Origin of the sequence: Gordonia sp. ABKF26 (genome assembly GCF_041103195.1) — a bacterium.
In the GTDB taxonomy this organism is placed as follows: Bacteria; Actinomycetota; Actinomycetes; order Mycobacteriales; family Mycobacteriaceae; genus Gordonia; species Gordonia terrae.
This window is the reverse complement of sequence record NZ_JBGCVZ010000003.1, coordinates 1,074,991-1,088,420: the sequence shown is the minus strand read 5'-3', so window position 1 is coordinate 1,088,420 and position 13,430 is coordinate 1,074,991. Positions and strand designations below refer to the sequence as shown.

Annotated in this window: 12 protein-coding genes; 7 read left to right on the top strand and 5 right to left on the bottom strand. The window is 68.1% G+C overall.

The features are described from left to right. Nucleotides 1-73 precede the first annotated feature (73 nt). From AB4Z55_RS05500 to AB4Z55_RS05480, 5 genes are all read left to right on the top strand, one after another. Nucleotides 74-1,348 (top strand): ABC transporter substrate-binding protein, encoded by a 1,275-nt coding sequence (locus AB4Z55_RS05500; protein WP_172622070.1) that lies wholly within the window; start codon nucleotides 74-76, stop codon nucleotides 1,346-1,348. Nucleotides 1,349-1,486: 138 nt separating this feature from the next. Then, nucleotides 1,487-3,490, top strand: a complete 2,004-nt coding sequence (locus tag AB4Z55_RS05495; protein ID WP_369519324.1) for an ABC transporter permease — start codon at nucleotides 1,487-1,489, stop codon at nucleotides 3,488-3,490. After that, the gene (locus tag AB4Z55_RS05490; protein ID WP_004022462.1) at nucleotides 3,483-4,379 is read left to right on the top strand and encodes an ABC transporter ATP-binding protein; all 897 of its coding nucleotides are present in this window, start codon (nucleotides 3,483-3,485) and stop codon (nucleotides 4,377-4,379) included. Before AB4Z55_RS05495 ends, AB4Z55_RS05490 begins: the two co-directional genes overlap by 8 nt. Then, entirely contained in the window at nucleotides 4,376-5,158 is a 783-nt protein-coding gene (locus tag AB4Z55_RS05485) for an ABC transporter ATP-binding protein (protein WP_239403989.1), read from the top strand. Before AB4Z55_RS05490 ends, AB4Z55_RS05485 begins: the two co-directional genes overlap by 4 nt. Nucleotides 5,159-5,208: 50 nt before the next feature. Continuing rightward, entirely contained in the window at nucleotides 5,209-5,886 is a 678-nt protein-coding gene (locus AB4Z55_RS05480; RefSeq protein WP_064571199.1) for a TetR/AcrR family transcriptional regulator, read from the top strand. A gap of 12 nt (nucleotides 5,887-5,898) precedes the next feature. On the opposite strand, the gene AB4Z55_RS05475 is transcribed toward AB4Z55_RS05480, so the two are convergent. Further along, nucleotides 5,899-7,386, bottom strand: coding sequence for a cryptochrome/photolyase family protein (locus AB4Z55_RS05475; RefSeq protein ID WP_369519323.1), 1,488 nt, complete (start codon nucleotides 7,384-7,386; stop codon nucleotides 5,899-5,901). A 227-nt stretch (nucleotides 7,387-7,613) separates the two neighbouring features. On the opposite strand from AB4Z55_RS05475, the gene AB4Z55_RS05470 reads away from it, so the two are divergent. Beyond that, nucleotides 7,614-8,249, top strand: coding sequence for a hypothetical protein (locus AB4Z55_RS05470; RefSeq protein ID WP_064571197.1), 636 nt, complete (start codon nucleotides 7,614-7,616; stop codon nucleotides 8,247-8,249). On the opposite strand, the gene AB4Z55_RS05465 is transcribed toward AB4Z55_RS05470, so the two are convergent. Next, the gene (locus tag AB4Z55_RS05465; RefSeq protein WP_369519322.1) at nucleotides 8,201-9,439 is read right to left on the bottom strand and encodes an oxygenase MpaB family protein; all 1,239 of its coding nucleotides are present in this window, start codon (nucleotides 9,437-9,439) and stop codon (nucleotides 8,201-8,203) included. The two genes, AB4Z55_RS05470 and AB4Z55_RS05465, sit on opposite strands and share 49 nt — an antisense overlap. 120 nt (nucleotides 9,440-9,559) lie before the next feature. Here AB4Z55_RS05465 and AB4Z55_RS05460 point away from each other — a divergent pair, with 120 nt between their 5' ends. Then, nucleotides 9,560-10,135, top strand: coding sequence for a TetR/AcrR family transcriptional regulator (locus AB4Z55_RS05460; RefSeq protein WP_004022469.1), 576 nt, complete (start codon nucleotides 9,560-9,562; stop codon nucleotides 10,133-10,135). 10 nt (nucleotides 10,136-10,145) lie between these two features. On the opposite strand, the gene AB4Z55_RS05455 is transcribed toward AB4Z55_RS05460, so the two are convergent. From AB4Z55_RS05455 to AB4Z55_RS05445, 3 genes are all read right to left on the bottom strand, one after another. Then, entirely contained in the window at nucleotides 10,146-11,726 is a 1,581-nt protein-coding gene (locus AB4Z55_RS05455) for an MFS transporter (protein ID WP_354561768.1), read from the bottom strand. 132 nt (nucleotides 11,727-11,858) lie between these two features. Next, the gene (locus AB4Z55_RS05450; protein ID WP_033205197.1) at nucleotides 11,859-12,059 is read right to left on the bottom strand and encodes a hypothetical protein; all 201 of its coding nucleotides are present in this window, start codon (nucleotides 12,057-12,059) and stop codon (nucleotides 11,859-11,861) included. A gap of 134 nt (nucleotides 12,060-12,193) precedes the next feature. Beyond that, entirely contained in the window at nucleotides 12,194-13,390 is a 1,197-nt protein-coding gene (locus AB4Z55_RS05445) for a hypothetical protein (protein WP_004022472.1), read from the bottom strand. Nucleotides 13,391-13,430 lie beyond the last annotated feature (40 nt).

Sequence of the window (13,430 nt, the reverse complement as noted above, 5' to 3'; positions counted from 1 at the left end):
GGGCGATGTCGCCATGCCCCTTTCCGGGGCGGTTCCGTCGTGCCCGGAGATCATCGGGAAAGGCAGTCGAAACATGCGTTGGTCGAATTCACGCAGGAGAGCCGGACGGTTGGCGGCAGTGGCCGTCGCCGCGGCGTGCATCTTCTCGGTCGTGTCGTGCAGCAGCGACGACGGCGGATCGTCGGACGGCTCAGCCGCGGATGCCAGTGGCACCAAGGCGTCGGGCGAGACGATCAAGGTGGGGTTGTTCAACCCCACCAAGGGACCCGCCACCCAGGGTGGCGTGACCACCGGCAAGGACGCCGCCCTGGACTACATCAACAACCAGATCGGCGGCATCGGCGGCCGGCCCGTCGAGATCGTCGACTGCGGGATCGACCAGACCGCACCGGAATCGACGGTGTCGTGCGCCAACCAGTTCGTCGAGGCAGGCGTGGTCGCCGCCATCGACGGGTACAACGCCGAATCCGCCTCCGCTGTACCCATTCTCACCTCGGCCGGGATCCCACTGGTCGGTCAGATCCCGTTCAACACCTCCACCGGCGCCTCGGCGGAGAACCGCGTGTACTTCGGTCCGCCACCCGCCGCCTTCCTCGTCGGCTTCATGCAGCAGCTCAAGGCCGCGAACAAGAACTCACTGACGCTGGCGAATGCCGACCTCCCACAAGCACATCAGGTGTTCGACGGCTTGATGAAGCCGCTCGGCGCCCAGCTCGGCATCGACGTCAAGTCGGTCTACTACCCGCCGACCGGCCCGAACTTCACCTCGTTGGCCACCACCCTGGCCGAGGGCAATCCCGCCGCGGCCGGTCTGATGACCTCCCAGAACGACAACGTGTGCACCAAGCTCGCCCAGTCGTTGCGCTCGGTGAACTACGAGGGCACCATGTTCATGGCGGCCTGCACCGACTTCATCGACACCATGGGTGCGCAAGCCGTTGGCGCACAGACGTACTCACCGATCTGGCAACCTCCGGCCATCGACTCCGCACCGGAGCCGGCCAAGGCGAACCTCGAGATCGCCCAGAAGTTCATCGACGAGCAGGGCGGCACCGGGGGCTTCTACGCCTACGGCACGTTCGCGACCCTCGCCGACTTCGCGATCACGCTCAACAACGCCAAGGTGACCGACTACACCGGACCCAACGTGCTCGGTGCGTTGAAGGCAGTCACGGACTACCAGTCCTTCATCGGCCCGAAGCTCAACTGCGGTAAGCCGACCACGCCGAACTGCACCACCGAGATGCTGCTGTTCGACGTCGTCGCCGAGAAGAAGACCGAACCCGCCACCGGCGGTTTCATCACCCCGCTCCCGGCTGCGCTGCAACGCATCCCGGGCGCCTACTGAGACAGGTCGTGACGTGGCGGGGTGGACACCCACCCCGCCACACCCGGCTCTGCCCCCCGTCCTGAAGCCTCGACCCCCCGAATCCCGCACCCCTCACGCGCGTGAGATCCGTCCGCGCCGAACGAATGAGTACGCCACATGGGCCAGTTCCTCCAGTTCGTCTTCCTCGGACTATCCGCCGGTGCCATATACTCGGTGCTCGCGTCGTCCCTCGTGGGCATCTATGCCGCCACCGGCATCATCAACTTCGCGCAGGGCGCCATCGGCCTGTACTCGGTCTACCTCGTCGCGGCGCTACGCACCGACGGCAGTCTCGTCCTGCCGATCGGCACCCTGCAACTCGGCAGTGAATCCGAGCCCACGTCAATGGAACTCGCGCTGGTGCTCGGTGTACTCAGCGCGGTGGTCTGGGCGCTGCTCGCGCATGTGCTCATCTTCCGGCCGCTACGCTCGGCTCCGGTGCTCGCACAGGTGGTCGCCTCCGTGGGCCTCATGCTCTTCATCCAGGCCCTGGTGCATCTACGTTTCGAGACCGAGAACCTCTTCGCGGAGGCGATCCTGCCGGAGAACACCATCGACATCGCCGGTGCGGTCGTGAACGTCTCGGATCTGATCCTGGCCGGTGTCGCCATCGTCATCTCCCTCGTCCTCTGGGCCTACTTCCGCCTCACCACCCTGGGCGTCGCGACTCGCGCCGGGTCCGAAGACGAACTGGCGGCGCGACTCTCGGGCTACTCCCCCGACCGCCTCGCGGGCATCGTGTGGGCATTGACGGGAGCGGCCACCGGACTCATCGTCGTGCTCGCGTCGTACACGATCGGACTCACCGAGACCAGCTACACCTTCTTCGTCATCCCGGCGCTGGCAGTCGCGCTCGTCGGCCGGCTCACCTCCTTCGGAATCGCGTGCGCCGCAGGCCTCGTCCTGGGCGCCTTTCAGTCGGTGATCACCTGGCTCACCACCAAGGACTGGTGGCCCGAATGGGCGCAGGCCGGCCTCGGCGACGCCGTCCCGTTCATCATCGTCGTCGTCGCCCTCTTCCTCCTCGGCGGTCGTATCCCCTCCCGCGGTTCGCTCGGCGAGGTGCGGATGCCCGCGGTCCGCATCCCACGCATCCGGGTGATCCCGACGGTCGTCTGCATCGCCGTCGTCGTCGCGGCCATCCTGGTCACCTCCGGCAGCTGGCGTTTCGGCGTCGTCACCTCGGTGATCCTCAGCCTCATCGCCCTGTCCCTGGTGCTGCTCACCGGTTATCTCGGCCAGATCTCGCTGGCCAGCATGGCGTTTGCCGGTGCGGCCGGTTTCGCGCTCTCGAAGCTGACCACCAACTGGGATGTGTCCTTCCCGTTCAGCATGATCTTCGCGGCGCTGATCGCGACCGGTCTCGGCGTACTGGTGGGCGTACCCGCACTGCGGATCCGAGGCGCCCAGCTCGCCGTCGTGACATTGGCGGCAGCACTGGCGATCCAGAGCTTCGTCTTCAACAACCCGGCCATCACCTCCTTCGAGGGCAACCTCATCGCGGACCCGACGATCTTCGGCATCGACCTCGGTGTCCGCGACGGCACCAACCTCGTCACGATCCGGTTCTCGCTGATGGTCCTCATCGTCGTCGCGATCGCAACCCTGGTGGTGCTGCGCTTCATGGGTGGCTCCACCGGCCGTGCCTTCCTGGCCGTACGGTCCAACGAGCGCGCGGCGTCGTCGGTCGGGATCAACGTGGCCGCGACCAAGCTGCTCGGTTTCGCGCTGTCGGCGTTCCTCGCCGGCATCGGTGGCTGTCTCATCGGCTACAGCCGGGGCCAGCTGTCGGCTGGCTCGTTCACGGTCATGATCGGGCTCACCCTGCTCGCGATGACCTACGTCGGTGGCATCACCTCGTTCGCCGGCGCGGTTCTCGCCGGCATCATCGGACCGCTGGGCGTGGGCTACGTGTTCCTCAACCAAACCCTCAGTCTCGGTGAGTACTACGAGCTCTTCGCGGCCGGCAGCCTGCTGCTGATGGCCGTGCTGAACCCGGTCGGCGTCGCCGGTGCGATGTCGGAGTTCGGCGAGCGGATACGCGCACACCGCCACCGACCGCCGCCCCATCCGGAAGCCCCGGGGGCGGCCCAGAACGCACCGGAGGGCGCACATGTCTGAGTCGACACTCGACAAGCCGGCCACGGCGACGACACTTCTCGAGACCGGTGGACTGTCGGTCCGGTACGGCGGCGTCAGCGCCAATTCCGACATCGACATCTCGGTCGCAGCAGGCGAGATCGTCGGGCTGATCGGCCCCAACGGCGCAGGCAAGACCACGTTCGTCGACGCGGTCACCGGGTTCACGAAGGCCACCGGCACGGTGTCACTGCGCGGGGAGCGACTCGACAAGGCGAGCCCGCATCGCCGACGCCGGGCGGGTATGGCCCGGACATGGCAGGCGGGCGAACTGTTCACCGATCTGACCGTCGCCCAGAACCTTGCCGTGGCAGTACAACCCGTCGGCCTGCGGGCCATGCTCGCCGACGTCGTCAACGGGTCCCGACCCCCGGCCGACGTCATCTCCTCGGCGCTCGAACTCGTCGGCCTGGCCGATGCCGCCGATCAACTCCCCGGCGAGCTGACCCTCGGGCAGCAGAAACTCGTGGGCGTGGCCCGCGCGCTGGTCGGCGGGACCCAGCTCGTCCTGCTCGACGAACCGGCCGCCGGGCTCGACACCCACGAGAGCCGCGACTTCGGCATCGAACTCCGTCGGATCGCCGCGACCGGCATCGGCATCCTGCTCATCGACCACGACATGTCCCTGGTGCTCGACGTCTGCGACCGTCTGTACGTGCTCGACTTCGGTCGTGTCATCGCCAGCGGACCACCGGCCGCCATCCAGGACGATCCCGCGGTGATCTCGGCCTACCTCGGCAGCCCCGAGGTGGACCCGGATGCGGTCGTCGATCCACCTGTTCCGCCGGCCGGCCCGTCCGGTGGGGGCATCGACACCGAACGACCGTCAGACATCGGCCCGACCGGGCACGCCCCGAAGGAGACGCCATGAGCACGCACGCCGAGTCGTCGTCCACGCCGAACGGGCCGGGATCGACGACACCCGACCCGGCCGCACCGGTGCTGGAGATCGACCAGATCACCGTCGGCTACGGCGGGGTCCCTGCCGTCCGCGGTCTCAGCGCGTCCGTCCGGCCGGGCGAGATCCTGGCTCTGCTCGGCCCGAACGGGGCCGGCAAGACGACGAGCCTCCTCGCCGCGGTCGGTGCGCTCGGCCTGATGTCGGGCACGGTCACCGCCCTGGGCGATCCGATCGACCGCCGGATCGAACGCAATGCGCGTCGCGGGGTGACTCTGGTACCCGACACGCGCGGGGTGTTCCACCGGCTGTCGGTGTCGGACAACCTCCGTCTCGCCAGACGTCGCAACGGACCCGACCTCGACACCGCCTACCAGTACTTTCCCAAACTCAAGACGATGCGGGGGCGGCGCTGCGGCAACCTGTCCGGTGGCGAACAGCAGATGCTGGCGCTCGCCAAGGCGCTGCTCGCGAATCCGAGAGTGCTGCTCATCGACGAACTGAGCCTCGGTCTGTCCCCGGTCGCGGTCCAGGACCTGCTGCCCCGCTTGCGGTCGATCGCCGACGAACACCAGATGGCGGTCGTCCTCGTCGAGCAGCACATCGACCTGGCCCTCGGCATCGCCGACGCCGCGATCGTGCTCCACCACGGTCGTGTCGCACTCTCGGCGCCCGCAGGCGAACTCCGCAGTCGCCGAGACATGGTCGAGGCGGCCTACTTCGGCCGGACCGTCGACGATCTCGCCTCCTAGGCCGCACGACGAGCAGAGGCGCAGGACGAGACGAACGGGGACCGGACGACGTGGCCGTCGGAGACGAGAACGATCCGGTGCGGACGGATGCCGACACCGCACGACCCCCACGCAACACACGCAACCGGCCCACCGACGACGAATTGCTCGACGCCGCGTGCGCGGTCATCGCCGAGGTCGGTGCCGAACGCGCCACGATGACCGCCATCGCCGAACGCGGCGGCACCACCCGGGTGACCCTGTACGCGCACTTCGACTCCCGCGACGAGCTGGTCAATCGCGTGATGACCCGCGAACTCGACACCTTCACCTCGTTCATGTTCGAGGTGTACGACGCGAGTGAGAACATGCCCTACGGGGCCCGTGCCCGCCATTCGGTGCTCGCCTTGTTCGACTACGCCCGACGCCACCCGGAAGGCCTGCGCGTCCTCATCGGTCATCGGGAGGGCGGCAGCGACCGCCGGCTCTATGCCGCGCTCGAACCCCGGATCGCCGCACGCCTGCGTGACAACTACGCCGAACGCGGGGCGCGGATCGCCGCCAGTGCGGACACCCTCGCCTCGCTCCTGCTGGGCATGAGCCTCGACGTCGCGCACCGCGCGCTCATCGTCGACGGCGCCGGCGTCGACGAGGCCTGCGACCTCGCGATCACCGCGACCCTCGCCGTCCTCCGCGACGTGCGCCCGGAACAGCTGCGGGCGCTCGACGAGTCACTCGGCGGGCGCTGACGACCGGATCGATCACCCCAGCCATCGTCCCGCCCGGCGGCTGTGCGCCGCCTTCGTGCCCGACGGCAGCCGATCGTAGGCCCGCGCGAGGAAGTTGGAGCGCGCGTTGGCCTCGAAGACGTCCCGGTGGTCGCGCACGAACGTCCAGTAGAGCCCGTCCCAGTCCTCGGTCCAGTCCCCGGCCGGGATGTCCGACATCTTCTTCAGGTAGTTGCTACCCGAGACGTAGGGCTTGGTGGTGATCGCCTCGCCCGCCGCGAACTGACTCATCGCGTACACGTTCGGGACCATCACCCAGTCGTAGGCGTCGACGAACATCTCCATGAACCACTCGTAGATCTCCTCGGGGTCGATACGGAGCAGGCACATCGCATTGCCGAGGACCATCAATCTCTCGATGTGGTGGGCATACCCGTGTTCGAGGACCCGCCGGATCACGAGATCCACCGGTTCGAGGCCGGTCTCCGCGGTCCACCACCCGTCCGGCAGCCGGCGATCGTGACCGAGGTGGTTCCGGCTGCGGAGGCCACGTCCGCGGATCTCATACGAGGCCCGCATGTACTCCCGCCAGCCGATCAGCTGCCGCACGAAACCCTCGAGGCCGGCCAGCGGGACGCGGTTTCGAGCGCCGACCTCCAGCGCCCTGGTCAGCACCGTGCGCGGACTCAACAGCCCGATGTTGAGGCCGGGCGTCAGCAGCGAATGGAAGACGAAGGGGTGCTCGGCGCTGATCGCATCCTCGTACGGACCGAACTCCGCGAACCGGTCGGCGAGGAACTGTTCGAGCATCGCCCGCGCCTCGTCGTGAGCCGTCGGCCACCCGAAGGCGTCCGCGTCGCCCGGGTTGTCGGGGAACGCATCCGACACCCAGGCGATCGCGGCGTCGACCTCCGGATGTCGCGCAGGCGGTGTCGGTTGCGGAACCTCGTGGCCCTTCGGCAGCTTCTTCCGGTTCTCGGAGTCGTAGCTCCACCGGCCGCCCTCCGGCTTGCCGTCGTCGTCGACGAGGATGCCGAGCCGCCGGCGCTGCCAGGTGTAGAACTGCTGCATCCGCGGCCGGTTGCCGCCGAAGAACTCCCGGAGCTGGCGACGGGTGGTCAGGAAGTTCGGGCTCTCGGCGATGTCGTCGGCCGCGAGCGGGCACCCGGCATGGTCGAAGGCCGCCAGCAGATCCCCGGACAGCCAGTCGTCGACGACGTCATAGAGGTGGATGGACGACGGCTTCCGACGCGACAGGTGGGCGACGAGTTTGTCGTGACTGGACTGCTGGGCGTCGGTCTCCAGGATGTCGACGTCGAAGCCCCGGTCCCGCAACCGATCGGCGAACCTGCGCATACTCGCCCGGTGCAGGACGAGCTTCTGTACGTGGAACCGGTACTGCCGGAACATGAGATCGTGTTCGACGAGAACGAAGCGGGTGCCGGGCTCCGCGTCGAGGTGTGATTCGAACAACTGATGCGGGAGCACCACCCGGACCACACCGCCGGACGGAACGGACATCGGCTCTCCTCTCTGCCTCCGCTGGTCGAGCGCCCCCAGCTGGTTGAGCTTGTCGAAACCACTCCGACGCACCCTCCACTCCCGACTTGGACGCGCCCCTCAAGGACCGGACAAGTCGACCCCAAGTTCGCACCAAGCGCCTGGCGACATCCTGTTGTCCATCACCCGATCACCACGATGAGCAGCCGAGACCGGGCATCCGCCCACTCCAGACGATAGGAACGACGATGTCGCGCAGCATCCCCAGCTATTCGCAAGCCTCCGCCGATCGGATTGCCGGACCCGGCGACGACGTGCCGCCCGTGGCCAGGCCCTTCTGGCAGTTGGGTCGGCGTGCCGCGGTGATCGCGGCCTGCGTGGGCTTCTCGGCGCTGGCGGCCTGCAGTGTCAGCGTCGGCACGCAGTCGATCGAGGAGGCCTCCGACATCGACGTGGGCGAGTGCCTGCAGATCGGCTCGGAGGCCGGCGAGGGCAAGGTCGAGGCGACGAAGGCCGACTGCGAAGGAACCGAGGGGCTGACCTTCTACGCCGCCGACAAGGTCAACACCTCGGCGGAGTGCGGCACCCCCAACACCTCTGCGCTCACGTTCGGTGAGGGCGACCAGAAGCTCTGCCTCACACCCAACTTCGCGGTCGACGCGTGCTACCAGATCCCGGTCAACGGCGGCAAGCTCGCCGACTACCGCGAGGTCGAGTGCAGCGCCTCCCCCGCGGACAGCACCATCCTCGCCAAGACCGTCAGCCGGGGCGGGGATTCCCTCACCTGCACCGAGGACGAGACGAAATGGTCGTTCGCGCAGCCTGTCTCGGTCGGCTACTGCCTGACCGAGGACGTCACCGCCGCCAGCCGCTTCGAGGGCTGATCGGCGCTTTGGGGTCCGGGCGCGGCGTCGACCAGGTCGTGGGTGACGCGGTAGTCCGTGCGCATCCGCGCCATCGCGACGTCCCGTGCGCGATAGGCTTTCTCGAGCCGAGTCCGCGCGCGTCGGGCTCCCCCGACCCGCTGCACCGACCCGGCCGCCGCGAGGACCGGCCCGACCCGGCTCAGGACATGCTTGAGCCGGCCGTCGGGAATCCGGAGCGCATCCGCGTCGGCGTCGCCGATGAAGACCCGCTGCAGGCCGTGCATCGTCGTCGCCGCAAGCCGATGTCGGAGCGCCGCCGGTCCGGGGAAGACCGCGGCCAGTTCCGGTACCAGGTAGTCGTCGGTCAGCGCGACGACGAAGTCCCGGTCATCGGGGCCCGGCCCCGGCGAGGTCAACCGGTAGAGGTCTTCGATGCGGACGTGGTCGGCCTCGCACACCGGGTTCAGCTCGGGACTCATGCCGACGACGTGCCCGACGTATCGCCACAGGTGGTAGATGTCGTCGAGTTCGCGGTCGGTGAACCGCACCCCGAGCTTGTGCATCGCGTCGATCGCGATGTGCCCGAACTCGGCGATCGTGAACGCCATGTACGGCTGCGGGATCGGCACGCCCCAGGCCTTCTCGTCCCAGTCCCCGCGTGTGAGCAGCATGTGGCGGACGTGCGCGTGGATCATCCGGACCCGTACCGTGTACGCGAAACCGGCTCCGTCACGACGCATCCCGCCGGGCGTGAGCACCTGACCCAGCCATTCACCGACCTCGACCGAGCGCACCGCCGGCTGTGACACATACCGTCCGGTGACCGCGAGCGGCTTGCCCGCGATCGTGTTACCCGCCCCGCGGACCAGCGAGGCCGCGCCGAGCACGATGCCCAGCGGCGCGGTGTTGACGACCAGCGCATCAGCCGCGCGGCTCATCCGGTCGTGATCGACCCAATCGGGCTCGTCGTCGAGGAACCCGAACAATGCGCGCAGCGAGTCGGTGGCGTCGTCGACCGAGTCGATGCCGCTCTCCAGCGCCGCCCGCAGCACGGTCGTCGTGGGGCCGCCGTGCTGCCGGTCGGCGGCCACGGCGTCGGCGAGTGGGTCCGCGAGCCACATCTGGTCGAGCCAGTCACGGCCGGCCGTCCCGAACCGCTGCACGGCGAGGTCGGTGTTCACGAGGTCGGCGGGCGCGGTCCGTTCCATCAATCCATGAGAACACGAGCAATCCTCACTTACCATTCACTTTTGATGGCATCGTCGACGAACTCGAAAAGTACAGCACTGCAACGACGCAGTGCGCCGAAACAGCAACGCGGCCGGGAGATGCGCCAGCGACTGCTCACATCCACCCTCACTCTTTTGGAGCGTCGCCCCGGCCGCCGGCCGACGACCGCCGAACTCGCCGGCCACGCGCACGTGAGCATCGGGACGGTGTACCGCTACTTCGCCGACATGGACGCGATCGTCGAGGAGCTGCGCCTCGCCGCCGTCCACGACATCACCGCGACCCTCGCGAGCGGTATCGGCCGGGCGATGGACCAGCAACCGGACATCGCGATGGTCACGGTGGTCGAGACCCTGGTGTCGTCGTTCGAGTCGCACGCGCCGGTACTGCGTGCCTCACTCGAGATCGGCGAGCACGGCTTCGGCGACGCCTGGGCGGAGGTCGAGGGACCCCTCCTCCCGCTCGCGCGGATTCTGCCGTCGCGCCTGCGGCCCGACCTCGACGACCGGGCCATCGACGAACTGGTGTTCCTGACCATGGGCGCGACCGCCAGCCTGTGCCTGCGCATCGCGTTGCAGCGGCCGCGGGACGCCGACCGGGCGTCGCTCGTCGCGATGGCGGCGCGAATGCTGCTGGCGGCTTTCGATTCGCCACCGGCCGATGCTGCCGGTTGAGGTCCGGGTCTCAGAGGCTGCGCTGTTTTGCGTACTCCGCCATAGCCGTTCGCTCCGCCTCGTGTTTGGGGTAGAAGAAGAACACCACGGCCGCACCGAGCAGGACGATGCCGGCCGCCGCGCCGTAGGCGTTCTTGTCACCCTGGACGAACGCGTCGCGGGCCGCACCGATGATCTGATCGGCATACTGCGGGTAACGCTCGGCCATGACCTCGGCACTCGAGAACGACTTCGTGAGCGCGGCTTCGGTCTGTTCGGTCACCTGGTCGGCCTGCGGTGAATCGGAGATGCTCTGCTGCAACTGGTTTGCGTAACCCGCCGTCAGGATCGCGCCGAGGGTGGACTGCAGGATCGCGCCGCCGAGGTCGCGTTGCAGATCGGACATGCTCGACGCCATCCCGGCGCGCTGCACCGGCACCGAGCCGGTCAGCGACTGCGACGCCGGGGTGCCGGCGAGACCGACGCCCACCCCGACGAGGACGTAGACCAGGCCCACATGCCAGAAGTGGGCGTGCTCGTCCCAGGTGAGCATCGCGAGCACCAGGCCGACGACGATGAACGCGTAGCCCGACAGCAAGGTGAAGCGCGAACCCATGTTCTGCACCAGCTTTGCCGACCGTGGTGCCACGACGATCATGGCGGCCGCCGCCGGGAGGATCGTGGCGCCGGCCGCGAGGGTGGAGTATCCGAGCACGTTCTGCATGTACTGCTGCCCGATGAACATCGCTCCCATGAGCGTGCCGAACACGATCAGCCCGCCCACCGCCGCGACCCAGAAGGTCCGTCGGGACGCGATGCGGAGGTCGAACAACGGAACCCGCACCCGCAGCTGCCGCCAGACGAAGCCCGCGCCGGTGAGCAACGCGATCGCGGCCAGGATGTAGACCTGGAGTCGCTGATCGGAGTTGGGGGCGAAGTTGATCGCGAGCACGAGCGACCCCACCATCACGATGGACACGACGCCGCCCAGGTTGTCGACGACCGCGGCCTCGTCACCGTTGTCGGCGGGCACCAGCCGCCATGCGGCGAGCAGCGCGACGACGGCCAGCGGCAGGGTCACGAGGAACACCGAGTGCCACGACAGGACCTCGAGGAGAGCCCCGGACAGCACGGGCCCCAACGCCGAGATCGCACCGCCGAACGCCGACCACGCGGCGATCGCGCGGACGCGTTTCGGTCCCGACCACAGGGCGGTGATCACCGCGAGGGTGGTCGGGAAGGCCAGGCCCGCCGCGATGCCACCGACCAGGCGGGCGCCGAACAGGACCTCGACGTTGGGCGCGAACCCGGCGACGAGCGACGCCGGGATCGACAGGCACATACCGATGACGAGCATTCGCTTGCGGCCGTGCCGGTCTCCCAGCGCGCCGAAGTAGAGCACCGACGCCGCGAGGCCGAGCGAGTAGCCGACCGCGACCAGGTTCAGCTGCGTCGAACTCGCGTCGAGCGCCTTTCCGATGTCGGGCAGCGCGACATTCGCCACCGCGAGATTGATGTTGGCCACCCCGGCCACCAGGATCAGCGCGACCAGGATCGCTTTCGCCCGCTTCGGGGCCGTACCCGCCTCGACCACGGCCGTTGTCGACGTCATCGGGGAATCGTACGTGCGCGAGGACCATTGGGCCCGGGATCTCAGCGGACCGGGCACAAACCGGTCACGCGATCACGTTGCTGTTCGTCCCGGAGGCCGGGACGAACAGCAATGGGATCTCAGTGAGTCCGATCAGAGACAGACGCTGATGGTGACCGGCCCGATCGGGATGCCGAAGCAGATCGCGACCGAACCGACAGCCTGGACGGGCTGCACCGGTTGCACTGCCGGCGCGGCCGAGGCCGTCGGCGCGGTGGCCAGACCGATCGCGCAGGCGGCACCGGCGGCGGCCACCCCGACAGACGTACGACGCATGATCCTGGACATGCTCATGAGCAGCTCCCCTCGAGCTCGAGTCCCCCCGGACAACCCTGCGGATGGGGTCAACACGCAGGTGATGGTGACTGCAGAGTCTACGCCTCGGCGCCCGCGTCGTACCCGTCCCGGAGGTCGAATCCCAGGACGGGTCACAGGCTGATGCGGAGACCGTCCCACTCGTGGTCGTGCATGAAACCCTCGGCGAGTCCGACGCGGTACTTGAGGCAGCTGCGGAGGATTCCGGCATACGCGAACGGGAGCATCAACGCCGGCTTCTGGTCGCCGGGAGACGTGACCACGTCGGACGCGCCGCGAAAGTCACGGACGAAGTCGCGCAGGGTCCGGTCCTTGCGCGACGAGGAGCGCCACCCGTAGAGCAGCATGCCCAGCCCGATCATCTTGTCGACGCCCGAGCCGGGGGTGATCGGCCCGTCGTCGGGGTCCCAGGTCCCGAGGAACGCGCGGTCGACTCCGTCCTCGGGCGTGAACATCATGATCCCGCTCGTCGCGCGCGGGTTGCATTCGATGCAGAACAGATCGGCGGCGTCCCCCGAACCGTTCCGGTCCTCGATGAAGTCGAATCCGATCTGGCCGGTGAAGTTCACCCGGCGGACGAAGTCACGGACCCAGCCGGCGATCTGCGGATGGTCCACCGATCGGAAGTTGAGGCACGAGCTGCCGTCGATGGCGTAGTCGACGGGGTAGGTGGCGTGCGCGTAGACGCGGCCCTCGTGGCAGACCGAATAGGTGCAGTAGTTGTTCCCCGACGCCCACTCCTGCGCGATCCACGGGTTCTGCTCGTCGTGCTCCAGCCACGTGAGCGGATCGCCGGGGGTCACCTTGTGGACCTTCTGCGACCCGCGCGAATAACAGCGCTTGAGCGCGAACGGCTGGGAGAAGTCGAGCGCTCCGACGTCTTCGGGACCGGTGACCCGCGCGAATTTGCGCGTCGGGATGCCCAGTTCGACGAGGAGTTCTTGGAAATCGTATTTGTTGTGCAGCCGGTTCTCGGTGGTGAAATCGGAGAGGAACAGGCGGCATTCGGGTGGGAACAGATCGGCGAGCATCGCGATGATGTCGGTCTCCTCGTGCACCGGGATCACCATGTCGACGTCGTTCTCGCTCACGATCCGCGCGAGCGCGTGGCAGTACGCGAGCGGCTCGAACTTCGGTGGCGGCACCCGGTGAAAGTCGCTCACCGCGTTGGAGAACCGGCCGATCCCGACCGGGATGGAATCGACGATGCTGACACGGTGCCCGGCCGCGGCCATGAGCCGCGCGAGTTCCAGGGTCAGGAACGACCTGCCGAATGTGATCAGTACATGGGCTTTTCCGGCGCTGTTCACCCGAGCGAGTCTAGTGCCGCCGGCGCGCGACGTACGGGCG